Annotated in this window: 22 protein-coding genes and 1 tRNA gene; 8 read left to right on the top strand and 15 right to left on the bottom strand. The window is 48.4% G+C overall.

The features are described from left to right. Positions 1-18 precede the first annotated feature (18 nt). Together Q366_RS12320 and Q366_RS12325 are read left to right on the top strand one after the other, a co-directional pair. Positions 19-936, top strand: coding sequence for a glycosyltransferase family 2 protein (locus tag Q366_RS12320; RefSeq protein WP_051958022.1), 918 nt, complete (start codon positions 19-21; stop codon positions 934-936). 12 nt (positions 937-948) lie between these two features. Then, positions 949-2,130 carry a glycosyltransferase family 4 protein gene (locus Q366_RS12325; RefSeq protein WP_035239339.1) on the top strand — a complete coding sequence of 394 codons (1,182 nt, stop codon included), beginning with the start codon at positions 949-951 and terminating at the stop codon, positions 2,128-2,130. A gap of 34 nt (positions 2,131-2,164) precedes the next feature. Here Q366_RS12325 and Q366_RS12330 read toward each other — a convergent pair whose 3' ends face one another. The 5 genes from Q366_RS12330 to waaF form a co-directional block, all read right to left on the bottom strand. Continuing rightward, positions 2,165-2,968 carry a hypothetical protein gene (locus Q366_RS12330; protein WP_156968169.1) on the bottom strand — a complete coding sequence of 268 codons (804 nt, stop codon included), beginning with the start codon at positions 2,966-2,968 and terminating at the stop codon, positions 2,165-2,167. Further along, entirely contained in the window at positions 2,928-4,184 is a 1,257-nt protein-coding gene (locus Q366_RS12335) for a CgeB family protein (protein WP_084691815.1), read from the bottom strand. Before Q366_RS12335 ends, Q366_RS12330 begins: the two co-directional genes overlap by 41 nt. A gap of 5 nt (positions 4,185-4,189) precedes the next feature. Next, the gene (locus tag Q366_RS12340) at positions 4,190-5,128 is read right to left on the bottom strand and encodes a hypothetical protein (RefSeq protein WP_035239346.1); all 939 of its coding nucleotides are present in this window, start codon (positions 5,126-5,128) and stop codon (positions 4,190-4,192) included. Between the two features lie 105 nt (positions 5,129-5,233). Then, the gene (gene waaC, locus Q366_RS12345; protein WP_281175493.1) at positions 5,234-6,328 is read right to left on the bottom strand and encodes a lipopolysaccharide heptosyltransferase I; all 1,095 of its coding nucleotides are present in this window, start codon (positions 6,326-6,328) and stop codon (positions 5,234-5,236) included. 35 nt (positions 6,329-6,363) lie between these two features. Beyond that, on the bottom strand, positions 6,364-7,398 hold the full coding sequence (gene waaF / locus Q366_RS12350) for a lipopolysaccharide heptosyltransferase II (RefSeq protein WP_245619956.1): 1,035 nt from the start codon (positions 7,396-7,398) through the stop codon (positions 6,364-6,366). 363 nt (positions 7,399-7,761) lie between these two features. Here waaF and Q366_RS12355 point away from each other — a divergent pair, with 363 nt between their 5' ends. Beyond that, entirely contained in the window at positions 7,762-9,078 is a 1,317-nt protein-coding gene (locus Q366_RS12355) for a nucleotide sugar dehydrogenase (protein WP_035239472.1), read from the top strand. Positions 9,079-9,106: 28 nt separating this feature from the next. Here Q366_RS12355 and Q366_RS12360 read toward each other — a convergent pair whose 3' ends face one another. Genes Q366_RS12360 through Q366_RS12375 form a run of 4 tightly spaced genes read right to left on the bottom strand, consistent with a single transcriptional unit; the run spans position 9,107 to position 13,364 of the window. Continuing rightward, on the bottom strand, positions 9,107-10,312 hold the full coding sequence (locus tag Q366_RS12360) for a glycosyltransferase family 4 protein (RefSeq protein WP_035239352.1): 1,206 nt from the start codon (positions 10,310-10,312) through the stop codon (positions 9,107-9,109). Between the two features lie 6 nt (positions 10,313-10,318). Beyond that, positions 10,319-11,056 carry a 3-deoxy-manno-octulosonate cytidylyltransferase gene (gene kdsB, locus Q366_RS12365; protein WP_035239355.1) on the bottom strand — a complete coding sequence of 246 codons (738 nt, stop codon included), beginning with the start codon at positions 11,054-11,056 and terminating at the stop codon, positions 10,319-10,321. 3 nt (positions 11,057-11,059) lie between these two features. After that, positions 11,060-12,127, bottom strand: coding sequence for an iron-containing alcohol dehydrogenase family protein (locus Q366_RS12370; protein WP_035239358.1), 1,068 nt, complete (start codon positions 12,125-12,127; stop codon positions 11,060-11,062). 52 nt (positions 12,128-12,179) lie between these two features. Beyond that, positions 12,180-13,364 (bottom strand): DegT/DnrJ/EryC1/StrS family aminotransferase, encoded by a 1,185-nt coding sequence (locus Q366_RS12375; protein WP_035239360.1) that lies wholly within the window; start codon positions 13,362-13,364, stop codon positions 12,180-12,182. A 199-nt stretch (positions 13,365-13,563) separates the two neighbouring features. On the opposite strand from Q366_RS12375, the gene Q366_RS12380 reads away from it, so the two are divergent. Further along, positions 13,564-14,727 carry a radical SAM protein gene (locus tag Q366_RS12380; protein ID WP_035239362.1) on the top strand — a complete coding sequence of 388 codons (1,164 nt, stop codon included), beginning with the start codon at positions 13,564-13,566 and terminating at the stop codon, positions 14,725-14,727. After that, positions 14,720-15,901, top strand: a complete 1,182-nt coding sequence (hemW, locus tag Q366_RS12385) for a radical SAM family heme chaperone HemW (protein WP_035239364.1) — start codon at positions 14,720-14,722, stop codon at positions 15,899-15,901. Before Q366_RS12380 ends, hemW begins: the two co-directional genes overlap by 8 nt. Positions 15,902-15,915: 14 nt before the next feature. Here the strand turns inward: hemW and selB are convergent, their stop codons facing one another. Together selB and Q366_RS21570 are read right to left on the bottom strand one after the other, a co-directional pair. Then, positions 15,916-17,832, bottom strand: coding sequence for a selenocysteine-specific translation elongation factor (gene selB / locus Q366_RS12390; protein WP_035239365.1), 1,917 nt, complete (start codon positions 17,830-17,832; stop codon positions 15,916-15,918). A gap of 13 nt (positions 17,833-17,845) precedes the next feature. Further along, the gene (locus tag Q366_RS21570; RefSeq protein WP_169742962.1) at positions 17,846-18,016 is read right to left on the bottom strand and encodes a hypothetical protein; all 171 of its coding nucleotides are present in this window, start codon (positions 18,014-18,016) and stop codon (positions 17,846-17,848) included. 208 nt (positions 18,017-18,224) lie between these two features. Between Q366_RS21570 and Q366_RS12395 the strand changes: the two genes are divergently transcribed. After that, a tRNA-His gene (locus Q366_RS12395) sits at positions 18,225-18,300 on the top strand. A gap of 350 nt (positions 18,301-18,650) precedes the next feature. Continuing rightward, complete coding sequence (locus tag Q366_RS12400; protein WP_035239367.1) at positions 18,651-19,151, top strand: hypothetical protein; 501 nt, start codon at positions 18,651-18,653, stop codon at positions 19,149-19,151. A gap of 200 nt (positions 19,152-19,351) precedes the next feature. Here the strand turns inward: Q366_RS12400 and Q366_RS12405 are convergent, their stop codons facing one another. The 4 genes from Q366_RS12405 to Q366_RS12420 form a co-directional block, all read right to left on the bottom strand. Further along, positions 19,352-19,834 carry an adenosine-specific kinase gene (locus Q366_RS12405; protein WP_035239370.1) on the bottom strand — a complete coding sequence of 161 codons (483 nt, stop codon included), beginning with the start codon at positions 19,832-19,834 and terminating at the stop codon, positions 19,352-19,354. A 174-nt stretch (positions 19,835-20,008) separates the two neighbouring features. Further along, positions 20,009-21,760, bottom strand: a complete 1,752-nt coding sequence (locus tag Q366_RS12410; protein ID WP_035239373.1) for a hypothetical protein — start codon at positions 21,758-21,760, stop codon at positions 20,009-20,011. Next, positions 21,750-23,255, bottom strand: coding sequence for a hypothetical protein (locus Q366_RS12415; RefSeq protein WP_035239375.1), 1,506 nt, complete (start codon positions 23,253-23,255; stop codon positions 21,750-21,752). The genes Q366_RS12410 and Q366_RS12415 overlap by 11 nt, the downstream gene beginning before the upstream one ends. Positions 23,256-23,304: 49 nt before the next feature. Further along, positions 23,305-25,182, bottom strand: coding sequence for a hypothetical protein (locus Q366_RS12420; protein WP_035239377.1), 1,878 nt, complete (start codon positions 25,180-25,182; stop codon positions 23,305-23,307). Positions 25,183-25,445: 263 nt separating this feature from the next. On the opposite strand from Q366_RS12420, the gene Q366_RS12425 reads away from it, so the two are divergent. Continuing rightward, entirely contained in the window at positions 25,446-26,516 is a 1,071-nt protein-coding gene (locus Q366_RS12425) for a flavin monoamine oxidase family protein (protein ID WP_035239379.1), read from the top strand. The last annotated feature ends 243 nt before the right edge of the window (positions 26,517-26,759 follow it).

Below are 26,759 nucleotides of genomic sequence, written 5' to 3' on the forward strand. Positions count from 1 at the left end.
TAAGGTCAGGTATTAATCATGGAAAATACAAAATTAACGGGTCAGCACTTCGGCGTTGAATGTTCAGTTTCAGTTATTATTGTCAGTTACAATACGTCAGATCTTTTGTCCGCCTGTCTTAAGTCCCTGGAAAGGGAACTGGCAAATTCCAGGCTCGCCGGGCAGGCTGAAATTTTTGTTGTGGACAATAATTCCAGGGACGGCAGTTCAGACATGGTAAAAACTGAATTTCCCCGGGTCCGCCTTATTCAAAACACTGAGAATTTAGGATTTGGCAAGGCCAACAATCGTGCAATAGAACGGGCAAAAGGTGACTATCTTTTTTTTCTGAACCCTGATGCAGAGGTTTGCCAAGGAGCCATTGCCGTTATGCTTGATTTCATGAAAAAAACAACGGATATCGGCCTTGCCGGAACCGCTCTTATTTTCCCTGACGGTTCCCCCCAGCCCTCGGTGGAGAAGACTTACCCCGGTGCCCGTTATGCAGCCGCAGACCTGCAGAATCTTCCGGGCGATATCGCCTGGGTCATGGGGGCCAGCATGATCGCCCGGGCCGGTTTAATTAAAAGAATAGGCGGATTTGACGAGCGTTTTTTCCTTTATGGTGAAGACATTGACTTGTGCCTTTCCGTAAGAAAACATGGTTTTGCCGTGGGTTACATTCCAGACGCCGTAATCATTCACCATGAAGGGCAAAGTGAAAAAAACAGTCTGCCCCTTCATGTGTTTGAAAAAAAAATGGCCGCTGCCATCCTGTTTTTTAAAAAGCATTATTCCGGAAAAAGCCGGAAAACAATAAGAAATATCCAAAGTCTTCAAGCGATCTGGCGAATTTTTTCGTTGCGTATCTCATTGTTGTTTTTCCCTTCTGACCCGGATCGTCGACAAAAGCTCTCAAAATATAAAAAAATTTTGTCTTTTTATAAGTCGTTCTGATTGGAGTTGTGAATGGATGCCAGACGGAAAGGGAAAGCCTCAGAAAATATAAAACCGATCAGAGTGGCCGTGGTGGTCCCTAAATACGGGTTGATCGGAGGGGCTGAAAATTTTGTATTTCAGCTCACAGAAAGGCTTGCCTCATTTGAGGATATCACCATTGATGTTTTTGCCAATAAATGGCGTAAAGGGGATGCGCTGATCCGGTTTCATAAAATCCGGACAATACCCTTTCCCCGATTCCTTGAGCCTTTAAGCTTTGCGTTGGGGGCCTATTTTCAAACTGGAAAGTTTGATCTTATCCATAGCCACGATAGAGTTTTTGCCATGGATATTTTTACCTTTCACGGGATACCCCACACCATCTGGGTTAATGATGTACAGCACAGACGCTTTCCCAGGCTGGTGGATTTCATGATTGCCTGGATTGAAAGAGCCGGTATTACCCGGAACCGTCTGAAAAAGATACTGCCGGTCTCATCCATTGCGGCCCGGGCGCTTAAACGGTGCTATCCAAGTCTTGAAACAAAGATTGACATCATGCCACCCGGTATTGCCGGCGATTTTTTTCAAGCCTATGACAGACCCAGAGAGCGGGAAAAAATCCGGCAGCAGTATGAGGTGCTGCCCCAGGAAACCGTACTCCTTTTTGTGGGAATGAATTTTGAAATTAAAAATCTTGATCTGGTACTTGAAAGCCTGGCTGTTTTTTTTAACCGGGGCGGCAGAAATTTAAAGCTCATGGTGGTTGGAAAAGGCAATGAGAAAAAATACCGGAAAAAGGCCAAAACTATTGGCATTGAGCACCTTGTCAGGTTCTGCGGCCCTGCACAGGCCGTACAGCCATTTTATCTGGCCGCAGATCTGTTTATCATGCCTTCGTTTTATGACACCTTTGGTATGGTTGTTCTGGAGGCAATGCTTGCGGGGCTGCCCCCGGTCATTTCCGCCACAGTCGGCGCAAAGGACCTTGTTGACGATACATGCGGTTTTGTGCTGCCTGATGCGGCCTGCCCTGAATTGGTTGCCAATATTTTTGAACGGCTGCAGGAGGTTCATATCCGGCAGGCGCTGGGCCGGAACGCTGTTAAAAAGGCAAACGATTATTTTTGGGACGCACTGGCCCAGCGAATGGCTGATAATTACAGATCGGTTTTTCTTATGAAACAACAAAAGAGGGAGCAAATGCCATAAGTCCGGATGTCAACGGCCCCAAAAACACATGAACCTATTGAATATACTCATCTATAAGTCCTTGGTATTGTTTTTGAAACCGAGAATTTAATTGATTCCGGAACAATACAACGATATCTGAAAATTCTTCGGTTTTGTAAATATCTAGGGTGACGTCGGTAAACATGGTTTCGAAAAGTTCCCGTGTATTATGTTCATCAAAAACATGGAAATGAATATAGGGGTAAGAAACAGGATGGGTTTTATGAAACTGTTTTTGCCAGCCGTGTTTAATGATGGCGGATTGAACATAGTCATCGTTATGAGTTGCATCATCAAAGCCTGTTCTTTTTTTAAAATCTTCTATTAGATGTTTTACGCCGGTGGGCTCTCGGAAGCAATCATAGGTGTATTTGTAATGGGGAAGTGCATGAAATTGATATCCGTTTTCAGGACAAAGCAGATGGAAGTTTAAAAGGAGAAGGATCGGATTTGGGGAATGCTCAATCACATTGGAAGAAATACAGCAGCTGTATTTTGGGTATAACCGGGGGTGTTGAGAAATGTTATGGGCATCCAATACCACTGTTTTTCGATCTCGTGGTATTTTTTTCCCATATCTGTAGAATTTTATTTCCTGGGAGACTGTTTTTCTAATTGTTGAAGCCCGTTGGAGAAAAGACTGTTTATTATCTAATTGATCGACAGAACCATAACCGCCATCCAAAAGATTTATATCCGTTACACAACATTGAGAGTAATCGACAATCTGGTTTACCGTTCCGCCAATCCGAGCTATGTTGCTCTGAATGTAACTTTTAATCTTTTTTTCTATATCTGTTTTTAGCAAATAAGTCATAACTGCCCTCGGGTTGATGATCTATTGGTTTATGTTTTTTGCCACAAGTCACAGGTTTAACAAGGACGCCTAAAATAGAAAAAATTTGTTCAAACCGGCTTTCCCAGGTATGCTGGCGAACCGCAGCATCATATCCCTTTTGTCGTATTTTTTCACGTTCATCTTCATTGCCAAGATAGAAATTGATCTTTTCCACAAGATCATCAAAATTATGGTAAGTTACTATTTCTTTCCCGGGTAAAAAGCATCTTTCAAGTTCTTCATTATGTTCGGTGAGATAAAAACCGCCACTCATGGGTATTTCAAAGTCCCTCCCTTTAAGACAGAAAGTCTCATTCAGCCCTGCGACTCCGCCAAAACCCAGGTTTATCTTGCTTCGGGAGTACATTTTTACCATCTCCTCAGTGGACAAAGGGCCCTGTGGCCAATTATAGCCGTAGGCTTTAACCGGGATGCCCTTTTCACAAAGTTTATCAATGATCATAGGCCTGTTTCCGTAACACTGCCCTACAAAAGAAACATCAATGTCTTGATCAACAAAATATGGTTTATGGATTTCCGGATTCCCGCCTTCGGGTAAATAAATGGGCAGGGCGCCTTCTACAACATATTTAACTAAAGCGTCCTGGGTGCTTGTCCAGCAAAAATGGTAAAAACGGCAGATATCCCGTGCGCCCATGGCTTGGCCGTTACGTATTTTCCCGACAAAAGATTCCTTATCATTTAAAGCTAGATTGATAATCGGCACACCCATAGATGCAATTGTCTTGATAGTTTCCGGGTAGACCGTCTCTCCTGAAAAATAGGTAAAGATAACATCAATGTTTTCTTGCTGTATCCACGTTTGTACTTTCCGTATAAGATCAGTGTTCATCCGCCTTTTATTTTTTTTGTGCCAGGTTTTTTCATCTTGTTGGTTAAATTCACTAAACCAATCATAATGGATGACCCGGCCAAATTTTTTAAGGGAGGGCAAAAGTGCTTCATTTTCCCAATTATAGTGGTGGTAAATGGCTAAGATGGATAATTCCCCTTTTTCCCGGCGGGCAATGCCCGGAAAAAGATCCGCATATTTCTTACGCAGTTTATTTTCTGTGGGAACTTGCAATCTGCGCTCGTTAAATCGTTGTTTGTAATAAAGCGCCTCTTTTTCGAGTCGCTTGTTATTGCGGAAACGTCGGATTTGTCGACGATACCTTTGGAAGAGACCAACCATAAATTCTAATTTCCAGAACTTTTATGCCAAAGGGTAAACATCCTGGCCCCGTTGGATTTATCTTCACGGGAGTTCATCATATTCAGGACATGTCCGGCATCAATTGCGGGGATATTAAATGCTTCAGAGACATCAACCGCCACAAGCAAAGCACCAATACCTGCACCGATCAGGCAGAGATCTGTATCCGATGGGATCTTTTCTAAAACCTCATCCTTCATATTTGCCCACCGGGTGGCAACATAAGAGGACGGTATTTTGACAAAGCTGATATCCGGTTTGCTCTGCAGCTTTATGAACCAATTACGCACTGCCTGCTCATCAAAGGTGGAGTTAACGATGCAAAGTTTTTTCCCGTCAATACTTTGCGCAAAAAGTTTTGAGGAAAGATAGGCATAAACTGCATAAAAAGGAATATAGTTCTCACCTGTCAAGACAATATGGTTTTCATCAAGAAATTGCAAAAATTTTAAAGACAGGCTCCTCCCATCCTCTTTTTTTTCGAAAATGAACAAAAATTTTCGGGGGGGATTACTGTTCCCCGGATGAATCAGCGGTGCAACAATACCGTGTTGTGATACAAAACGGAGGTATTCGGCATGCGTGGGCAGGGCGTTTTCAATGGCTTTTCTTGACTCTGCCTGTTGATACAGACCGTTGCACTGCAGGCTTTGGGCATAGAATGCGTATTCACCGTCTGCGAATCGTACCACAGGGGTGGCAATCCCCTGGCTCATCCCTGTGACGACCCTGTGGTGAAGGCGTTGGAAATAATCATCTCCGGTACATACGCTGCTGTGAAAAATGCAATGTTCTTCAATGCGCATCTGTTCGCCAAAATGTTCGATCACAGGGGTGTTGTCAAGTCCCGGGATTTCAAGATGTGTAAAAGCAAATCCTGCGTTCAGTAGTGTACCTAATGTTTTTTGCTGGTAAGCGTTCATGCCCCCTCTTTCCTGCATTATGTTGGTGTACAGTATTTCCTCATACCGATATTGAAACGATCGGTTGTTAATTTATGTTATATTGCAAACTTCGCTCATTATGTTCTATCTTGAGCGTAATACTTTAAAGACCATATTTTGTATATCAGTTACTGAAATTTTAAGCATACATTCCATGAACAAGTTTGAGTTCACACATTTTTTTTTGAAACAAGGACTGCAGGCAACACCGGATCTCACAACCGTGCAGTGCTCCCCCCAAGGGCCAGTGCGCCAGGGAGCTGTTGAGCCAAAAATGGCGATAACCCTTGTACCCAATGCCGCTGCCATATGCATGGGGCCAGTGTCTGTGGTTATCAGAAGATCTGCGCGGTCATATAATGAGGCCAGGGTTTTAAGGGTGGTTTTACCGGCAAGATTTACGCTTTTGCTCGTCATTTGTGAGCGGATCATCTCAACGGCTTCGGCATCTTGCGGTCCGCCGGTGAAAATAATGTCAGCACTGTAAGTCTTTGACAGCTTATCTGCCAGCTGTGCAAATTTAGTATTCTCCCACAGTTTGGTTTCCCAGGTTGCCTGGGGGTTGATGCAGAACAGTTTCCGGATGCCGGTGATGCCGTTTTGTGCCAGAAGGCGGCTGATTTGGGTACGGTCCCGGTTTCGTACCGGTAAATTGTAAACAACGTCGGATGCAGGAATTCCCATGGCTTCCAGAAATAACAGGCCTCGTTTCAGGGCATGGACTTCCATATCGATGGCCGGAATATGCTCGTTGTAGAACAGATAGCTGCCTTCCGCATGTTGCATGCCTTTGGCAAAACCGATTTTCCTTTTTCCCTTTGACAAAAGGGTCATTGCTGCACTTTTCAAAAGTGCCTGGAAATCAATTACGATATCATAGCGGGTGTCTCGCAGGGTATTTATAAAGGAAATTATTCCTTTAAGGCCTGCTTTCGATTGCCGGGTTTTGAACTGTTTGACCCATTGTTTGCGTTTGGATAGGATAATTCGGTCCAGGGCTGGATGCCCCATGACAATATCGGCCGCAGCTTCTTCCACAAGCCAGGTGATGTGGGCATTGGGGTAGTAGGTGCGCAGAGCATTTAATGCGGGAAGGGTGTGGATTACATCGCCTATTGCACTCATTTTGATGATTAAAATCTTGGGGGATCTTCCTCTGAATGGTTTACGCTCTAACAAGTTATTATCCTTTTTCGTTTTTTAATCATACTGATTTATACATTAAGCATCTCCAATGCCTCCTCATACACCATATCTGTGGTTATCAGGTCCATGCATCTGTGGTCAATGGGGCATTCCGGCTTCATACAGGGGCTGCAGGGAACCGGGACCCGGATAATGACGCTGTTTTCGTTGGCAGGGGAGGTGGCTTTAAAATTTGTGGAACCGATTATCGCCACCTGATTGATATTAAGGGCTGCTGCTGCATGCATAAGTCCTGAGTCGTTGGTGATGAACAGCCGACAGGTTTCAATCAAGGCAAAGGCCTGGCCCAGGGTGGTCTGCCCTGCGATGTTGATGCAGCAGCCAGGGACGGCTTGACAGATCTTTTCACCTAATTTTCGGTCTGCAGGCCCACCGAAAATCAGGATTTTTGTGTTCAATTTTTTTGAAAGCCTGCCGGCAATTTTAGCAAAGCGTTCTGGAAACCACCTCTTGGCCGTTCCCCCGGTGGCACCGGGGTTGATACCGATAATTGGACCTGACGGATCAAGCCCGATTTGCTCCAGCACGTTCCTGGCGGTTTGGCGGTCTTCTTCAGATAAAAAAAGCTCCAGTCTGCGACCGTCTGTAAGAAGTCCGGCGCCTTTGAGGATAGCGGTGTAGTAATCGATAAGATGCCCCTGTTTAAGTTTCGGTTCCATCTTTACGGCCCGGTTGAGAAGCAGGCCTCGGGCATCGGTGTTGTATCCCAGCCGCTCTCTTACGCCCCCGAGCCATGTAATCAGGGCTGCTTCAAAGGCGTTTTGCATCAGAACGGCCAGGTCAAACCGGTGCTGCCGGATATCTGCGGCCAGGGAAAGGGTACCCAAGCCTTTTTTATGCCGTCCGTTATTATCATACACCATGATGTGGTCCACATAGGGACTGTGTTCATACACCGGAATCACCCATGGCTTGGCCAGCACCGTAATCTGAGCCTGGGGAAAATTTTTTCTTACCGCCCGCAGCACCGGCGTGGTCATGATCGCGTCGCCGACCCAATTGGCGGCCCGGAAAAGGATGCGGGCGCAAGGGCTATCTTTCAAGGTGATTTCAGTCATGGCTTTATATGTGGTGTTGTGGGCTGTTAGTGGTTTGGATGGGACCCGCGCTTAAGAAAAAATAAAATATTAAAGGCACCCCTACCTCAATCTCTAAGGATAACTAATTATAAAAATTGGGAGTTAATATCAAATCTGGGATATGTTTTCAAGATTGTTCTAAAGTATCCCCATGGTAATTGCATGAAAATTTGGCATGATTTATGATTTCAATAAATTCAAATAGTTAAAAATATAGATTAAATTGAGTTGTTTTCTCACTATCTTGAAGATAAAATCGACCGATTAATTTATGACACTTTTTTACAGCGAGACAGATATGAAAAGATTCAAGCAGAGAAGGGCAAGATGATGCTCACTTTTAAGGCTTTGGCAGCTAGAAAAGAAACAATTGCAGTCGTGGGATTGGGCTATGTCGGGTTGCCCCTGGCGGTTCATCTTTCACGGCATTTTAATGTGGTTGGCTATGATTATAATGCCGGCCGTATTGCTGAACTTAAAAACGGCAGGGATCGCACCCTTGAAGTCTGTGATGAAGATATGGCAACAGCCGCAATCACTTATACGGATAATGCTGAAGCGCTGGGCCATTGCCGCTTGATTATTGTGGCCGTCCCCACCCCCATTGATCAGTATCGTATCCCCGATCTGACGCCGTTGCGCAGCGCCTCCGAAAGCACAGGCCGTTACTTGAGCCCTGGCAGCTGTGTGGTCTTTGAGTCCACGGTTTACCCGGGTGCCACAGAAGAATTTTGTGTGCCGATCATCGAAGCCGCATCCGGATTGGTTTTCGGTAAGGATTTCACAGTGGGCTACTCACCGGAGCGGATAAACCCCGGGGATAAAGTGCATACGGTTGACAAAATTTTAAAAATTGTCTCCGGCTCTGACGCGGCAACCGCGGAACTGCTGGAAAAGGTTTACGGGAAAATAGTCAAACCCGGCATTCATGTCGCCCCCAGCATAAAAGTGGCTGAAGCTGCCAAGGTCATTGAAAATACCCAGCGGGATATAAATATCGCCTTAATGAACGAACTGGCCATGATTTTTGATATTATGGGGATTGATACTCTGGATGTACTTGAAGCTGCTGGCACCAAGTGGAATTTTCTGCCTTTCAGGCCCGGTCTGGTTGGCGGACACTGCATCGGTGTTGATCCCTACTATTTAACTTTTAAAGCGGAGTCAATAGGCTACCACCCGGAGATGATTCTGGCCGGGCGGCGTATTAATGACGGCATGGGCAAGTATATTGCTGAGCGTCTGGTCAAAATAATGATCAAGGAGGGCAAGCAAATCAATCACACCCGGGTGGGGATCCTGGGTATTACATTTAAAGAGGATGTGCCGGATTTGCGTAATACCCGTGTGGTAGACATTATTGCCGAGATTAAGGATTATGGTATTGATGTGATTGTTCATGATCCCCTGGCCAATCCCGGGGAAGCCAAAGTTTATTACGGTGTTGATTTGAAACCCATGGATGCCCTTCGGGGCGTAGATGCATTGGTGATTGCCGTGGGCCACAGAGAATACCGGGACATGGGGTTGGCTGGCATTGCCGGATTATGCAGTGAAAAACATCGTGCGGTTATTTTGGACGTCAAGAGCATATTTAATGTACAGATGGCTGTCACAGAAGGAATCATTTACTGGCGTTTGTAAAGGCGGCCCTGAATTTGTATGGATAATTTTATACAGGGGAGATTGCATTGGCGCCTGTTTGAAATTGCCGATCAATTTTTACCTGGCGTAACCGGTAGATACGCAAGATATTCCTGCCCATGGCATCCATGGTGTAATATTTTTTAACCAGGGCCTGGGCCGCCTGGATCAGGGGCTGGACAGCCGCGGGGCTATTCAGGGTCCACCTGATTATTCCCGGCAGAGAACCGGGTTGATCCGGATTAAAGATCCTGCCGGTTTTATAATTAATAAGAATATCCCTGATACCGGGAGTATCCGGACCAATTACCGGGCAGAAGTAAGCCATGGCCCTTGTCACTTCCCAAGGCACCCCCTGGTAAAAATTTTGAGGGTTGGGAAAATAGACACAGCAGTCCAGGGCCTGGTAGAAATCGGCATCATTCTCTTTTGAGAATAGCAGCATATGCACACGAGGGGATGCCTTTTCATCCATGGGATACTGGTTTTCAGGCGTACCGGCGATCAGCAGATGATGACACGGCAAGTGCCGGCTGAGCTGATCCGCAATTTTGCAGAGCTGCTGTATATCTTGGGGCTCGATTTTACCGAAAATTCCGATGAACCGGGTATCTTTTGACAATCCAAGGAAGATTGCCAGCTTTTGTCTGGCTTCTGTTTTGGCTGTTCCGCCTGTTCCGCCTGTTCCGCCTGTTCCGCCTGTTCCCTCTGGGGCAATGGCAATATCAGGCACGGCAATGGCGTCGGGAATAGAGAAAATCTGCATGTCTGACAGGGAGAAGGTCTGCTTCAGGTGGGCTGTGCTGTCCTTTGAGGTGGTGAAAACATAGTGGCACCGTGTTTTATAAATTTTTTTGTTGGGCCAGGTGTTTTTAACCCGTTCCCCATTGTGGCGGGACATGATCCGGCAGGGGACATCTGCAGTCTGGGCGGCCTTTAAGGCAAGCTTGGCATCGCCTCTGCCGTGGGCATTGACCACAAAAGGGTGTTCGCCGGCAAATATCTGTTTGAGCCGGCTATATTCTCCGATTCTGACCAAAGGCTTAAAGGACATGGGATAGACCTTCAATCCGTTTTGTTTGGCGTTTTCAAACAAAGGACTATTCCCCGGGGCAACAATGACCACCTGGTGGCCGTTTTCTTTCATCCATAATGATTCGCAAAGGATTCGTTTTTCCCTGTTACCCCACAGGACCCGGCTTGAGGTATGAATAATTTTATAAAATGATTTCATGAATAATCAGAAGTATTCGCGCAGGATCGCTTCAACGCGTTCAATATCTTCGGGCAGATCAATTTCCGGTGAATCATATTGTGTGACAGCCACTTTTATGGGAAATCCGTATTCCAGCACCCGAAGCTGCTCCAGCTTTTCCACCTGTTCGCAGGTGCCGCTGCCAAGGGTGACAATTTGGTCCAGAAAGGCTTTGGTGTATGCGTAAAATCCCAGATGTTTATAATAGGCTACATCAGTCTGGCCGTCCCTGGGAAAGGGAATTTGGGCCCGGGAAAAATACATGGCAAAGCCCTGGCGGTTGAACACAACCTTTACGTCCTTGGGATCTGTAATCTCCCGGGGATTTTTGATCTTATACGCCAGGGTGGCCATGGCAAGGCCGGGATTCCCGTCAAAGGGCCGGATCAAATCATCAAGGCTTTTGGGATCAAACACAGGCTGATCCCCCTGGATATTGATGATGATATCTTCCGGGGCCGCACCAAGCATCCTGGCGGTTTCCGCCACCCGGTCCGTGCCTGACCGGCAGGTGTCCGGGGTCATCAGAGCTTCTCCGCCAAATGCCTTTACAGCTCTGACAATCCGTTCGTCATCCGTGGCAACAATGGTTCTTGTCACCACGGATGATTTCTGGGCTTGTTCACAGACCCGCTGGATCATGGGTTTTCCGGCAATGTTAACCAGGGGTTTTCCCCCAAGCCGGCTGGAACCGAAGCGTGCCGGGATCACTGCAATGGGCATGGGCTACATCTTTTCAAAAAGGCTGCGCGCCTTGTCACGGGTCATGATGCTTTTCCAGTCCTTACCCAGGCAGTTTTCCCACAAAGGATCCAGGTTCAGGGCCACACTGATCATGGTCTCCATCTGATCCCCGGTAAGATCCTTGGTCAGTCCTCTGGGAATATCCACCCCTGTTTTTTCCATGATGGTTCGAAATTCTTTCACCCCGTCGGGATAGTATTCATCCAGGGTGTCAAAGGTGATGCAGCAGCCGATGCCGTGATGGGTGCCAAGCACATAGGAAAGACCATAGGACAGGGCATGGCAGGCACCCACCTGGGAGTAGGCAATGCTCATGCCGCCGAAAAAGGAGGCCATCATCAGCTTGTCAGCCGAATCCGGATGATTATCCACAAACACCTGGCGGCACAGATCCAGGGATTTTTCCCCGTAAGCTTTGGAAAATTCATTGATATAGGTGCCCTGCAACGACTCAATGCAGTGGATATAGCAGTCCATGCCGGTGTAGAAGTGCTGGGCTTTGGGCACGCCTGCGGCCAGTTCAGGGTCCAGGATGACCTGGTCAAACACTGTATAATCGGAGTTCAGTCCCAGTTTTTTCTCGGGTCCGGTGAGCACGGCTGTACGCGAGACTTCCGCGCCTGTGCCGGAAAGGGTGGGCACGGCTGCATGCCATACGGCCGGGTTCTTGATCAGATCCCATCCCTGGTACTCGGTGGATGAGCCTTCATTGGTGAGCATCAAAGAGACGGATTTGGCAAGGTCCATGGCGGAACCGCCCCCAATGCCGATGACTGCGCAGGGCAGGGCAGGGTTGAAACTTTTTGCTTCCCGGGTGAGCTGATCCACATAGCCTGTCTTGGGCTCATCCGCTACATTGACCCACAAAAGAAAATCATTGTCATGCAAGGGGATACGTTTTTCAAGGTCCTTGCCCTTAAATACATCATCCACAACAAAAACAGCCCAGTCTTCACCGGACTTGCGCCGGCCTGCCACCACCTCGTCAAGCTGGGCAAAACAGCCCCGGCCGAAAAGAATATTGGGAACCAGCTTAAAATTTCTGAACATTGATAAATCCTTAACTTATTGCTTAAACCCCAAAACATGTTTGGGCGGCTTGTTATTTTAATGCGTTTAATACAGCCTGTATACGTTTGTCCATATCATCTGCGGACCAGGAAAGCATGATCTGCATGGACAGGGTCCGCTTCATGATCTCTTCACTTTGCACCAGGACAAGGCCGGCATAATCCGGCAGGTCGCCACTCAACTCAAAGGGAAGCCTGGCAGCGCCTTTCATTTCCTTGAGGTGATGCCATTTTTTTAAATAATGCCAGTTATTCTCATACCAGTAGGCGCAAGGGGCTCCGTTTTCCGCAAGTTTTTTTGCCGCCTGTCCGGCCTGATCCTGTGTGGGCATCAAAAAGCTCAAGAAGGTGGCGGAATCCCCGTCCGGGTCGGGAAGTTCGCGGAAGGTAACGCCTTTAATCTCTTTCATGGCATCCTTGATGGCGGCTTTATTTTTTCTCTGGATTCCAACGATGCGGTCAAGTTTGTCTAACTGGGCAAGCCCCACCGCTGCATTCAGTTCGGATATCCTGTAGTTGGTGCCCATGATGGGATGGTCATCCGCGCCCCGGTCCGGTCCGCCCAGGTGGTCGTGGCCATGGTCTGCATACTGGTGGCACCGGGTGTAAACATCTTGGTCATTTGTGATAATGCCGCCGCCTTCTCCGCAGGTCACGGTTTTAACCGCGTCAAAGGAGAAACAGCCGGCCTTGCCGAATGTGCCCAAATGGCGGCCTTTGAAACTTGCGCCCAAGGACTGGCAGGCATCTTCCAAGAGTACCAGGCCCTTTTTATCACAAAAGTTTTTTATCTCATCAATCCTTGCCATGGCCCCGCACATGTGTACCGGCACCACTGCCTTTGTCCGGGACGTTACTGCCGCTTCCAGTCGGTCCGGGTCAAGGCAAAGGGTCTGGTCAATGTCTGCAAACACAGGCACAGCGCCTGCCTGGATCACGGCCTCAAATGTGGCCACAAAGGTAAACGGCGGTACAATCACCTCGTCCCCGGCCCCGATGCCGCAGGCCGCAAGGGCCGTACAAAGCGCCGCTGTTCCGCTGGCGCACAGATGGCTGAACCCGGCGCCTGTTATCCGGGCCAGTTTTTTCTCAAATTCCAGGGCTTTAAAATGGCCGTTTCTGGCCCCTTCAAATCCGTACCTGAATAAAACCCCTGTTTCCAGTACATCATTGACCTGTTTGCGTTCTTCATCTGAAAATAATTCAAAGCCAGGCATGCGCTCTCCTTAATATTGCACAAATTTTTCCTCCCCGGTGTGGAAAAACTCGATAATTGACTATAAAAATTAGGGATTCATATCAAATCCGGGATATGTTTTCAAGGCAGATCCAAATATTGACTTTCATTTTTCTAATGCTTATAACCCTTTTATTGGAAAGGTTCAATATCAGGGGAGAAACTGCGGTTTTTTAGCTATGGCAGACAATAAACAGACACAGACCTACCAGGGATATGAACAGGGACCTGTTCGCCCGGCCAATGATACGTACAGCCTGCTGCTGCGCCTGATCCGGAACTGTCCGTGGAACCGCTGTTCCTTTTGTCCGGTATATAAAAAACAGAAATTTTCCATACGCCCTGTGGAAGACATTATTAAAGACATTGACCTGGTCCGGACATACATTGACAGACTGCTCCAGGAAAACGCCCTGCCCATTGCCTTTGACCAGGAACGGATTCATTCCATTTATACCAGTTTCGAGGTCCGGGACCGGGTTGCATTCAACAGCGCCGTCACATGGTATGCCGCAGGCATGAAGGCCATTTTTCTCCAGGACGCCAATCCCCTGGTTATGAAACCCAAGGATATACTTTTTATTCTCAGGCATATCAAAGACTGTTTTCCGGAAATCGAAACCATTGCCACCTATGCCAGAAGCAGCACCATCCTTCAATTGCCAGGCGGCATCCTGAAACAGATGCATGACCTTGGCCTTAACCGGATTCACGTGGGGCTTGAAAGCGGGTCAAATTTAGTGCTTAACCGCATGCGCAAAGGGGTTGACAGATCCGGCCACATAGCGGCGGGCAAACGGATCCGGCAGGCAGGTATTGAGTTGTATGAATATGTGATGCCGGGGTTAGGCGGCATTGACCTGTCCATTGAGCATGCCCTTGAAACCGCCGAAGCCCTGAATGCAATCAATCCGGATGTGATCAAAATCCGGACCCTTGCCCTGGCACCTTCCACGGAACTTGCCCACTGGCAGCTCCGGGGCATGTTTGAAAAACCAAGTGATGCCATGATCGCCACGGAAGTGCGCCTGATGCTTGAGACCCTGGACAATATCCAGTCCCGTATAAAAAGCGATCATATCCTGAATCTGTTTGAAACGGTTACCGGTAACATGCCCCATGACAAGGAGAAGATGATCGGGATCATTGACCGGTTTTTTGCGCTTCCCCCAAACGAGCGCGTTCTATACCAGATCGGCCGGCGCATGGGCTTTTTCAGAGGGCCCGGAGACATGGATGCAAGTCCCCGGATGGACCAGGTACGGCTTGCCTGTAAAAATTACGGGGTCACCCCGGAAAACGTGGATCAGATCCTTGACCGGTTGATGATACGGTTTGTCTGAACACCTTTATATTCACGTTCCCTTCTGTATAAAAAAATGCAGGTATTGCGATTTTTATTCCAAAACCGATCTGTCCCTGATTCCTGATTATGTGACAGCCCTGGTCCGGGAGATTCGGCTGCGTTCACGGACATCTGTATTACACCCCAAAGGCAGCGCGGCAACCGTATATTTCGGGGGCGGCACCCCGTCCCTGCTTGGACCGCGGCACCTTGGGGCCATTCTGCAGGCCCTGGACAACGCCTTTGGCCTCTGCCGGCAGACCGAAATCACTTTTGAAGCCAATCCCGGCACCTTGGGCGACATCCCTTTGAAAGAGTGCCACGGGATGGGGGTTAATCGTGTAAGCCTTGGTATGCAGTCATTTGATCCGGCACAGCTTTCCCTTTTAGGACGTATCCATTCGGCAGATGATGCCATCCATGCCGTTGAAAAGGTCCGTGCTGCCGGTATTGAAAATATCAGCCTGGATCTGATTTACGGCCTTCCCGGCCAGACCGGCGACCACCTGATCCGGGAGATTGACGCGGCCTTGGATCTTACGCCTGCGCACCTGTCCTGTTACATGCTCACCCTGGAACCGGGTACCGCCCTGCATGCCATGCATGAACAGGGTCAGTTTTCTCCCATGGCACAACCGGACCAGGTGGATCTGTTCCGTGCAGTTGCCAAATATTTGAGCGCCCGGGGATGGGATCACTATGAGGTATCCAATTTTGCAAAGCATCCAGCCCTTCGTTCCCGGCACAACAGTGCCTACTGGCAGATGGTGCCCTACCATGGATTCGGGCCGGCCGCCCATTCCTATGCCGTAAAATCCGACACAGATGGATCGGCTGCGTATAAAAGGTTCTGGAACGTACCGGACCTCAATGGATATATCCGGGCCTTAAAATCAGGAAATCTTCCCGCATCCGGCAGTGAAACCCTTACCCTGGAACAGCGGCAGATGGAGTATCTCATGGTGGGGCTGCGGACAGCCATGGGCCTTGATATCAGAACCGGACAGGATCTGTGGCAGAACCGGTTTTTAACTGTGTTTCAAAGCCTGATGGAACATCTTGAAAATAATGGGCTTGCCCGGTTCCAGGATTCGGGCAAACGGTTTGTTTTAAGCCTTGAAGGCTTCCTGCGCCTGGATAGTATTATCGCCTCTTTTGTTGAAAGAATCTGATGCCCGGCAGCCTGTCAGGACGATCTTTTCCTTAACTGCCGGTGGTCCTCAACCCGTATGGTCAGGTGTATGGCGTCAAAGTATTCGATCAGGGGAATGAGATATTTTCTGGAAATGCCGGTCATGTCCTTGAATTGCGGTGTGGTGATTTTTTTATTGGCTTTGAGGCATTCAATGAGCTTTGTTTCCAGATCCCGGACGGCATTGGCATCAAAAAACAGATCATCCCTTGTCTTGACCACCTGTTTTTCATCAATGAGAATCTGCATTACGTCCCTGGCTGTTTTCTGATCCAGGTCAAGATCCTGGCATATGGTGCGGAAAAAAGGCGGGGTCAGGCCGGATTTTTTGTAAATACCGGCAATTTTTTCCTTGATTTCATGCTGGTCCACCTGGAGCGCCACCTTGAAGCCTGGAAGCTTCACCTGGTTTTTGTCCTGAACAATGAGGTTTTCCTTTTCCAGGCGGTTGAACAGGATGTTGAAAAACCGGGCATCATCCACATATTGAAACTTGGATTTCAGTTCCTGGGCCGGCATACCTTCCTTTAAGGGGTTTTCCTGGTGATAGGCGGTCAGCCGTTCCAGTATTTTTTCCTTAAACGCATCAAACACCATGCCGTGGACATAGATCTGTTTCTCTTTGTCCGTGAGAATTGCTTCCTGTTGTGCAAGCATTTTCTGCAAAGCGGCAGCCAGTTTTTTGTCAGGCACATTGGTCATGACTCTTAAGGCATTAAAGGTCAGCCCGGAATATCCCTTGACGGACAGAAAATAGGCAATGGTTTTTTCGTCATCCTGGGCAGTAAGACCGGAAAGGCCTTCAATCATGGCCGTATCTTTAAGTTTGTATTTTCTGGACACCGGGTTGAGGATGGCACCGCCCCCGATGGTTCTGACAGGGGAATAGGATCGGATAACGTATCTGTCATCCTTGATGCAGCATACCGGGGATTCCAGTCGGAACTGAACCGGTGCCGTGTCCCCGGGTAACAGCGCTTCCCTGTCCAGCAGGATCATGTAGCCCAGTATTTCACTTGTGCCCGAATGAAACCGGACCCTTGTCCGGGCCTTGGCCGGCTTGACATTGCTTTTCAGATAATGGAATTGTGCGTCCACCATATAGCTTTCAATCAACGCCCCCGGGGTGGAGAGCACATCCCCTCTGAATACGGCATCCCGGTCAAGACCCTGGAAATTGATGGCAGTCCGGGTGCCGGCCATGGCTGTCTCCACCGAACTGGAATGCACCTGAAGCCCCCGGACCTTTGATGTGATTTTCCGGGGAAACACCATGATATCCTGGCCCACACTCACCTGGCCTGAAATCAGGGTTCCGGTGATGACCGTGCCGAATCCTTTCATGGAAAATACCCGGTCCACGGGAAGACGGAAAATGGAAGAAAATTTGCGGGGCGGGATTTGTGTACAGATTTTTTCAAGGGCGGTTAAAAATTCCCCCAGGCCCTGGCCTGTGGCAGAGGATACCGGCACAATGGGTTTGTCTTCGAGAAAGGTGTCTGAAATAAAATCATGGATGTCCGCCATGGCCAGTTCCAGCAGGTCTTCATCCACAAGGTCTGTTTTGGTCAAGGCGATCATGCCGTGGCAGATGCCCATGAGGTTACAGATCTCCATGTGCTCCCGGGTCTGGGGCATGACGCCTTCATCTGCCGCAATGACCATGACCACCACATCAATGCCCGAAGCGCCGGCCACCATGTTTTTTACAAATTTTTCATGGCCAGGCATGTCCACAATGCCAATGTGCTGTCCATTGGCAAGATCCAGGGAGGCAAATCCAAGTTCTATGGTGATACCGCGTTCTTTTTCCTCCTTGAGGCGGTCTGTTTCCGTGCCTGTCAATGCTTTGACCAGGCTGGTTTTCCCATGATCAATGTGACCTGCTGTGCCCAGAATTATATTGTCCACAAACGTCTGCCTGTTACCCTTTGGATTTTCTGTAATAGCCCATGCCATAGGCCAGGGCCACAAGGATGATCCCTGTGGCAACACCATGGTAGATTCCCCAGTCCGGATTGAACAGCCGGGTAAGGATGATTCCGAATGCCAGGCCCAGAATCAGGCGTATGGTGAAAATAATCAGTGTATTCATTATACGAGCCGCCTTTTTGCGTGTTGTTATTGATAAATATCCCAAGGATAATAGTCAAAGGGGAAAAGCAGGTCAATCCTTATATGTAATTCGAATTTAATCAACCCGAATTAAATCAACCCGAATTAAATCAATAGGATAAAAAATAAAAGCAAAAACTACTTGAAAAAAAAAAGCAGTTCTGATAATTATGCAAAGTTTTTTTGTGGTGGGTGTAGCTCAGTTGGTAGAGCACCAGGTTGTGGCCCTGGTTGCCGCCGGTTCAATCCCGGTCACTCACCCCACAAAGATCTCCAAAGCAGCCAATCGGCTGCTTTTTTATTATGATCCCCCCCGTTGCAAATCATAACAGGGATGCAATTCCTGCAATGGCGGTGTATTTCAAATGATATCAATATGTTCCTTTCTATATCCAACGGTCTCTATTTCAGAATGAAACGCCCGTCCTGTTTTCCCAAGCCTGGTGAAATCGCCCATTTTGAACACTGAAATCGTTTATGGGCGCGGGATAGAGAAAAAAATTGAAGCCCCCTGTACCGTCTGGTATATAAAATGCTCATCTATTTTCTGAACATTGGTGTTTCCCATAAATCCCCCTTCGCGGGTTCTTAAAAAAATAATAGAAAGGGATAAAATGAAGCAGGTACTGCTTGCCATTGACGGGAATGTTCCCTCCCGTCCGATTTTTAAATATGCTGCTGATCTGTGCAAACATATCAGTGCCCGGTTGTGTATTCTCCAGTTTATAAAAAATAGAAAGGACAGATCCTTTGGTGCGGATTATGCGGAGTGTGAGAATTATTCAAAGAATATGGACGGCACAATCGGAAACATTCAACTAGGGGGCAGTGATATGCCCGGTCAGGGGGACAAGCGCCTTGCCAGGATTTCCGGACCGTTGAAACAGATGCTTAAGAATCCGAACTGTCCGGTTCCCTATTCAGTCGCATTGAGTGCCGGCAGCCCTGAAAATGTTCTATCCGGTTATGTTGATTTCCACCATGATATTGTTCTTGCCGTATTTGACCCCTCCCATGACCATGCTCCTGCCTCTTCCCGGATCAAGGAACTTAAAGAGCGGCTTGGTGTTCCCCTGGTGGTTGTCGATCCCGCCGGTATAAAAAAAGCACATTAACTCTTTAAATGCGTAAGAATTCAATTTCCAATCTATCTATGCGTCCGGGGCGCGTCCGGGGCGTCAATTTCAGAATGATCCCTGAAAACCTCTCCCAGGTGAGCAGTCCAAAGGAATTTTTCCGTCAGGTTCTCTGGGAACCGGGGGTGAATCTCTCCCCAGGATATGTCCCGGGAGGGTATTTGCATTTTTTCAGGCTATTAGAGCTTGTAGCCGATCATTCTTAAGAAGTCTTTGCGTTTTTTAATATCGTCCTGTGTTTCAACACCTTTGGAAGAAAAGCCGTCCACCACACCCAGAATGCCTCTTCCCTGGTCGGTCTGGGCCATGATCACCTGGGTGGGATTGGCTGTGGCGCAATGGATGCGCACCACCTCGGGAACGGCCTGTATGGTATTCACGATGTTGACGGGGAACATTTCTTTCATGAAAATGATAAATGTATGGCCGGCTGACAGAGCCTGGGCGTTCGTTTTCGCAAGTTGCAGCATCTGTTCGTCCGTACCGGAATGACGGATCAGGCACTCCCCGGAAGCCTCACAGAACGCCACACCGAATTTTGCGTTGGGTACGGTGCAGACAATATCCTCATGAATATCTTCAACGGTCTTGATGAAATGGGAATGGCCCAGAATAAAGTTGAACTCCTCGGGATTTTCTATGGTTACGCTGATCAATTCCATTATATGTCTCCTCCTCGGGATTGAGTGTTTTATTTTACCAGGAAGAACACGAAGTTCACGAAGTTCACGAAGATTTTAGAGTACTATACTTCGTGTTCTTCGTGAACTTCGTGGTATTAATCTGAAATCATCTTAACTTTATGACATTGCGTTGGGACCTTATTCGTCGGAATCTTATTCTAGTGAGAGCGCCCCCCATGACAGGTCAAAGGCCTGGTCGTTCTGCTCTAAATTGGTGATCATAAGGGACGGCATGATCCATGCCTGGCTGTCACTGCTCTGGGCCACCCGGATTACGGGGAATGCGGTCTGCCGGGCAATGGTTTTTACCGTAAGAAACCGGGTGCTGTTTTCCCCTGCCGGAAATCTGGTAAAGGCCAGGTGGTTGACATTGTTGTGTTCTGCCGATTTCTTGTAATTTTCAAACTCTTCCATATTGTAGATCCGTCCGGGAAGCACTTCCATCTGGGAAGTGGTCCTGGTATCCGTGTCCATGGAAATATAATATTTGTGGTCATCCACACAGATTTCATACCCGTCATAAAGGGTGTATACATTGCCTAGAAGGGTAATCAGTTTTTCAAAATGGGAAATTTTCTTGGCATAACGCTCCCCTTCCTGGTTTTTACCCACATGCCGGTACTCGGCCATAAACAGGCAGTGCTCGGGCAAGAGCAGCAGTTCATCCTTATTAAACTCCTTGAGGATGTGTTTTTTAATGGCTTTTCTAACTTTTTCCGATTTGGTGGGACGGCCTGAAATCAGAAAATAGATGCCGGACAGATTTTTGTCCTTGCGCCATTTATTGAGCAAGGCTGCCTGTTTGCCGCATAACAGTTCCAGAAACCGTGAAAAATCCCTTTCAATGAACCGGTCATTATCCCACCAGGGCCCGGTTTCCTCCGGGGATCGGTTCTGGGCAAAGGTGTCTGAAAAATATTCCCCGGCCTTTCTTTCGGAAAAGGATTCCTTTCGATTCAGAGCGGTGGTGATGCCAAGGGCTGGGTCCTGGTAGGTATTGGCCAGAAGAACGCTGACATCTGTGGTCAGTCCGCCAATGTCAATGTGGCACACCACAAACTGAAGATTTTCGGCATTGGGGTCACGCTGGGCAGCCTGGGAAAAGATAAAGTCCACTTCCTTTAAATCCGGGAGCCGGTCTTTCTGGCCGGACAGGTCCCAGAACGGTAACTGCTTGATCAAGTTCAGGAAATAAAGTTCGCACGCCCCACTCTCATCTGCAGAAATATTGACAAATGTTTTGCGTAAATGTCTAATATCACTTGGAAACAGGAATTTCCATTTCCGGTCCGAGGATAGGTTCATGCACACGGAATAGATGTTTTCCCTGTATCCGTTTCTTAAATTTTCAATGAACAGGTCCGGTACCGTAACCCGAATTTCGGTGATCACCGGAATGGCCGGGCCGTTCCAGGGCCGATCTTTGTTCGGCTCGGTGATGTACCTGAAACTGTGTTCAAGAATTTTTTTAATGTAGAGCTTGAACTGGGGAACATCGCCCCTGTAGGCGGCAAATTTGGAGGCAAATTCATATTTGGCGCTCTTGACAATCTGGCTTGAGCTGACATGCTCTTCACCCATATTGGGCACAAAGGCAAAGTCCCGCTCATCACCCGAAGGCGGATTGATAAAGGCCGAAGGAAAGCCGCCCTGGGCATCGGAGTCGCCATGGACCACATACTGCCATGAGTCGGTGATCTTATCCCGGCCAAAGCTGCAGGGCCAGCACAAAACACTGGTCCGGTAGGATCCGAAATCAATGAAAAGAATATATTCCTCGTGGTTTTGGATGTCCCTTGGGGTGCGGCCGGCAATGGTTTCATAGTAAAGTTTGCCGTCATCCTCCAGCTCCAGCTGGAACTGGTCCACTTCCTTTTTTTTGCGTTTGAACAGGTTAAACCACATGCTGGGCATCCTCTTTAATACGTCTTTCAACAAGGGTGAAATCGCCGCGCACCAACATGTTGGGAACGTAAAATTCCGCCATGTTCATGATGATGTGGGGTAAATCCTTTTCCATTGCACTTAAAAATCCTTTGTTGGCCGAGTCCAGGCGCTGCTGCATGTTTTTCCACAATACATCGGAAATGGCCTGGCTTTTTGGGGTGTTGGCCAGAAACTGGTCCAGGTACTGGGTGAATATGGTGTTCCAGAACGTTTTGTGGTCCTGAATCACCCCCTCTTCGTTGTATTTGATCTCCCGGTCAAAAAAGTGCCGCAGGCTTTGGTAAGTATCGTTGAGAATAGCTTTGCGCATGCACTCCTTGACTTCGGCCACCTCATCATAACTTTCAATTTCATAGAGCAGGTCAACGGCCTGGGTGTGTATCTTTTCAGCCTTCCTGATCCAGGGCATCAGAAACATATTGTCAAGGGCGTCTCTGATATTGGAGGTGGTGCAGATATCGCCGAGCATCTGCCTGGACCAGGCAATACCGCCATCCTTTTTGATCTCGTCTTTGATTTCACGCAAGCTTTTGTACCGGGACAGATTGCGTATCCAGGTATCCACATGGGGGCCGGGGGATATAAAGTTCACCGGGTATTCGCTGTTGCAGGGGTTGATTAGCTGTACCACGCTTTCAAAGGCTTTATAGCTTTTGAAATCACTTTCAAGATCCTGTTCCACATTGGTGTTGCCGCAATAGCTTGCCACGGCACTGTCCCCCTGCAGGGACAGGATCAACGGCAGTTTCTGATACGCATGGGTGGTTTCCAGCACCGTGCGGTATTTTTTCAGGATGGCATCCAGGGGGTGGCCCGGGGGAATGGCGATTTTGTGCTGGAAACAGGCCACAAGAATGCCCGGATAGCGCTCCAGGCAGTCCAGCATATTGGCCTGGAATTTTTCATGGCGCTCCTTCTGGAACGCAATGGCGTCCGCACCCTCTTTAATGCCCGGATATTCAATGGCCGGCAATGTCATGGGGGTCTGGTCTTCGGGCACAGCCACCCGGATGAGATAATCATCCGGTTCTGCCCCGGAGGAGAGATCATACAGCCGGTTAAACTGCCCTTGGGTCAACCGGTCCCGGATCACAGTGCCCGTGGAAATGCTGATCTGGCTGACCACCACCTCGTCGGTCCAGGATACCGGTTCCACAAGGCAGGGAACTGCCGTATTTTCCGAGGTGTTGCGCTGCTTAACCGCAAACAGCCCACGAAGGGTGTCATTGTCAAACAGATCCAGAAGATAACTGGTCTTAAAGGATTTATCCGTGCCCGTAATGTGGACATATACGGGCATATCCGTGTCCGGTGCCGTTTTCAGGCATAGTTGACAGCGGTCAATGACTTTGCCCACCCGCTCTGCCTGCCGGGCCGGCAAGCCGGCAAGCTGCTGGACAACCGCCTTGATTGTGTTCTGGATTTTCAAAAGCCGGTCTGTGTTATCAAACATATGTTTAAATAAAACTCCTTGATGCTGATTTCGTAAAACTACTTGATTTTTAAGGGATCTTTACAATCTGATAATTTCCGTCCTTGGCCTTTACGATTTTAAGCTCGGTGTCGTTGGTCTCAATGGTCATGTCCTTGATATCATGACGGAAACATAAAATTATGCTATCCTTGGATACCATAAAAGTAAAGGGGTTGAATAGGTTGACACTGGCTTTCTCAAAGGTGGTGGAAGTGCCGTCCTTAAACGTTGCCTTAAAGCTGTCCAAGGGTTCAAACAAGCGAATAATATTGGTTGTGCCGGGTGTAATGGTCACGGATTGAACCGAGAAACTGTCGTCCTTGGAGAGCTGGATCAGTGTTGTGTTGAACTGGATAGGGTCTCGTTTTAGGGAAACATTTGCCTCCTGTTCAAAGGATGATTTGGTAATCAGGTTGGACAGCACCAGGCTTGTGATGGGGTCATTGGTCTGGATGCCGTATTTTCCCTTTGCATCCCCCATGAGCAGTTCCCGGTGAACGCTGATCTTGATCCGTCCCTGGGACAGCCTGGAAAGGCCCAGGGTGTTGATCCGATCTTGAATGATACCCAGCTGGTTGGTCTGGCCGGTCTCAGTACTAAAATAGGTCAGGGCGCGGTTCGACATTTTCAGCTTCCCTGCCTGGCTGTCATCTAAGGCATACCAGGCCATGTCCGAAGGCAGCCCCTTGTCCGCCAGCACCAGGTGTCCGATGCGTTTGGGCACCAGGGTGGCGCTGTTCTGGTGGAAGAAGGCTGCAAAGTCGAGATTGCCGGAACTGTTGGTCCGGGTGAGCAGGTACCAGGATTTACCGTCAAGTTTTGTGTCAATACGAAGGGGGGTAAAGGTGTATACATTTTCCAGAAAGCCCTTCATCTTGTAACTGATGCGGTCACTGGCCATGAGTTCTGCAAAGGCATTTTCATCCCGGATTTTTTTAAAATCCTGGTAGGAGATCATGTTCTGTTTCATATAATTGGAGATTTCAGTGTGCCTGATGTTTAAGTCTCCGACCTTGAAATAAAAAATATTGGAGGCATATCCGGATTGCAGGGTTGAATAAATCCGTGACAGGCGCATGAATTCCGTGCCTGCCAGAATCTGCCTGCGGGCGCTGGTCAATTTTTCAACCTGACGGTTATAATTGAAGTATACAAACAGGATCAGCCTGTTGCCCCGATTCATGTCCTGCTCACCTTCCTGACGGTAATCGGGCAGGGTCATGGTATGAAGCATGGACGAGACATATTCGGTTTTTAAAAGTTTTTTAGCCACATCTTTCTGTTCCGGCTCTCCGTCATGGAGCCAGGCATGTAAATCGGGAAATACGGATTGGTAAAAGCGCATTTCCGGGCCGGTATCCTGGCCAATGCTGCTGAGAAAAGAAATGTTTTTCAACAGGTGACCATATTTGAATCCGGCCAGAACGGTCAGGGAAATAAGCAGAACAGCGGTAATCCAGGGGAACCAGCGCTGTTTCATTTTGCTGATGCCTTTTTGTTTCTGGAGTAACGAAAGCAGGGCTGTTATACGCTCCTTGCCCATATAGGTGTCATTATGCACCACGTTTCCCCCGTAAGCCACAAGGCTTCTCTTTTTATCCGGAGACCGGAAAAAGGCCCAGGCATAACCGATATTGTCGCCCCTGGCAACACGGACGGTCAGATAATCCACCAGGGCTTTACGTTCAGCGCCGCTGAGTTTATTAAAGGATACGGGGGTCATGTCCGGGTCAAGCTCAATCTTCCCATTCACCGGAATAATCCGGATTTCCATGTGAGGGCCAATACTCTGGTAGCGCCGGACATCCTGGAAAAAAGTGCATGCCGAAGGGATCTGTGCTTCGTAGATTAATGGACTGTCACTGACCTTTTTAATTGTCAGTTCAAACTCATTTAAACGTCCCATATGGGGTAATTCTCCTTAAGCTGTATCCGTATTCTTTTTTGCCGCATCCTTTTATCATTACCATCATGATAAAGCAAAAAAACATATCATATAAGTGGCTGAAAAAACAGAGCCGGGAAAAGGAAAAAATGATTTCAGATCCGTCTGTCCTCCATGATTGGTGTCTTTAATTCCATTGATTTTTCAATTCCAAAGGCGCATAACCTTTTTGGGGGCCTGTTCACTCCACTAAAGCGTGAAAAATTAATGACATTTAAAAAATTATGGAAGAAGTTGAGACAATAATTATCGGGGCAGGATTAAGCGGGGTTGCCTGTGCTGCCCGGCTTGTGGCGCAAAATAGATCCGTACTTGTTCTGGAAGCCAGGTCCAGGATAGGAGGCAGAATTTTATGCCCGGAACACCAGGATTTTTTTGCAGACTTAGGCCCCTCCTGGTTCTGGCCCATGGTCAACCCGGAAGTGTCTGCCCTGGTACAGGATCTGGGGGTAAAAAGCTATCCCCAGTTCGAACAGGGACTTGCATTGTTTGAAACCAAAGACGGCCATGTCCAGACCGTGTCCGGCTGCCCCATGGAACCGCCTGCCTTCCGCCTTGAAGGCGGCATGATGGCCCTTGTCAAGGGACTTTTGGCCCGGGGCGGTGAAAATTGCATCCGCCTGGACCACCCGGTCTGTGAAATCCGGCGCCTGGACCATGGGTGCAGGGTTTCGGTGGGACATCTTGACCAGCCGCCCAGGTGTGAACTTACGGCTTCCAATGTGATTCTTGCCCTGCCTCCCAGGCTTGCGGCCGGGTCCATTCTGTTTACCCCGGACCTTTCCTATGACCTGTCCCAGGCCATGCTTAAGGCATCCACCTGGATGGCCGGACATGCCAAATTTTTTGCCCTGTATGACCGGGCCTCCTGGCGCAGGCTGGGGCTTTCCGGCCAGGCCTTTAGCCAGCGTGGCCCCCTTGGGGAAATCCATGACGGGTCCGGTGCCGGTGACACCCCCTATGGCCTTACAGGCTTTGCCGGCATTCCTGCCCTGAGAAGAAAGGACGAAAAGACCATGTCCCGGGACATTCTTGCCCAGCTTGCGCAGCTTTTCGGATCCGGTGCGGCACAGCCCCTGGCCCTTTATTACCAGGACTGGGCCACAGAAGCGTTTACAGCCACGGAATACGACAAAAGATCCTGCCACAATCATCCTGAATTTTACCCGCCCGGCGGCAGAACAAGTATCTGGAACAATACACTTCACTTTGCAGGCACCGAAACCGCAGGACAGTTCGGCGGCTACCTTGAAGGGGCCCTTGTCAGCGCCCGGCGTGCTGCTGCGGCAGTATGAGAATAGCCTTATTACTCAAGAGATTGTGCTCAATATTTGATCTGAAAAAAACGTAAATTTTTCTCGTGTTTTTTGAAAACAAAGCATAACCTTGTTTTCGGTAAATACTTCTGATATTGTTATTCAGTTTAAACGGAACGTACAATTGTTAATGAACTGCTGGAAAGATCTTAACTAATAGGATGCAGCCAGCGGAGTTGATAACGTGGCGGCTGCAATTGGCCTATGCCAAGATTTTAGTAT

It is taken from the genome of Desulfobacter vibrioformis DSM 8776, from assembly GCF_000745975.1.
In the GTDB taxonomy this organism is placed as follows: domain Bacteria; phylum Desulfobacterota; class Desulfobacteria; order Desulfobacterales; family Desulfobacteraceae; genus Desulfobacter; species Desulfobacter vibrioformis.

What these genes read in the sequence shown, in the direction of transcription:
- Q366_RS12320 (WP_051958022.1), top strand. Translation starts at nt 19, where the DNA reads ATGGAAAATACAAAATTAACGGGTCAGCACTTCGGCGTTGAATGTTCA.
- Q366_RS12325 (WP_035239339.1), top strand. Translation starts at nt 949, where the DNA reads ATGGATGCCAGACGGAAAGGGAAAGCCTCAGAAAATATAAAACCGATC.
- Q366_RS12330 (WP_156968169.1), bottom strand. Translation starts at nt 2,968, where the DNA reads ATGACTTATTTGCTAAAAACAGATATAGAAAAAAAGATTAAAAGTTAC.
- Q366_RS12335 (WP_084691815.1), bottom strand. Translation starts at nt 4,184, where the DNA reads ATGGTTGGTCTCTTCCAAAGGTATCGTCGACAAATCCGACGTTTCCGC.
- Q366_RS12340 (WP_035239346.1), bottom strand. Translation starts at nt 5,128, where the DNA reads ATGAACGCTTACCAGCAAAAAACATTAGGTACACTACTGAACGCAGGA.
- Q366_RS12355 (WP_035239472.1), top strand. Translation starts at nt 7,762, where the DNA reads ATGATGCTCACTTTTAAGGCTTTGGCAGCTAGAAAAGAAACAATTGCA.
- Q366_RS12360 (WP_035239352.1), bottom strand. Translation starts at nt 10,312, where the DNA reads ATGAAATCATTTTATAAAATTATTCATACCTCAAGCCGGGTCCTGTGG.
- kdsB (WP_035239355.1), bottom strand. Translation starts at nt 11,056, where the DNA reads ATGCCCATTGCAGTGATCCCGGCACGCTTCGGTTCCAGCCGGCTTGGG.
- Q366_RS12370 (WP_035239358.1), bottom strand. Translation starts at nt 12,127, where the DNA reads ATGTTCAGAAATTTTAAGCTGGTTCCCAATATTCTTTTCGGCCGGGGC.
- Q366_RS12375 (WP_035239360.1), bottom strand. Translation starts at nt 13,364, where the DNA reads ATGCCTGGCTTTGAATTATTTTCAGATGAAGAACGCAAACAGGTCAAT.
- Q366_RS12380 (WP_035239362.1), top strand. Translation starts at nt 13,564, where the DNA reads ATGGCAGACAATAAACAGACACAGACCTACCAGGGATATGAACAGGGA.
- Q366_RS21570 (WP_169742962.1), bottom strand. Translation starts at nt 18,016, where the DNA reads ATGAATACACTGATTATTTTCACCATACGCCTGATTCTGGGCCTGGCA.
- Q366_RS12400 (WP_035239367.1), top strand. Translation starts at nt 18,651, where the DNA reads ATGAAGCAGGTACTGCTTGCCATTGACGGGAATGTTCCCTCCCGTCCG.
- Q366_RS12405 (WP_035239370.1), bottom strand. Translation starts at nt 19,834, where the DNA reads ATGGAATTGATCAGCGTAACCATAGAAAATCCCGAGGAGTTCAACTTT.
- Q366_RS12410 (WP_035239373.1), bottom strand. Translation starts at nt 21,760, where the DNA reads ATGTGGTTTAACCTGTTCAAACGCAAAAAAAAGGAAGTGGACCAGTTC.
- Q366_RS12415 (WP_035239375.1), bottom strand. Translation starts at nt 23,255, where the DNA reads ATGTTTGATAACACAGACCGGCTTTTGAAAATCCAGAACACAATCAAG.
- Q366_RS12420 (WP_035239377.1), bottom strand. Translation starts at nt 25,182, where the DNA reads ATGGGACGTTTAAATGAGTTTGAACTGACAATTAAAAAGGTCAGTGAC.
- Q366_RS12425 (WP_035239379.1), top strand. Translation starts at nt 25,446, where the DNA reads ATGGAAGAAGTTGAGACAATAATTATCGGGGCAGGATTAAGCGGGGTT.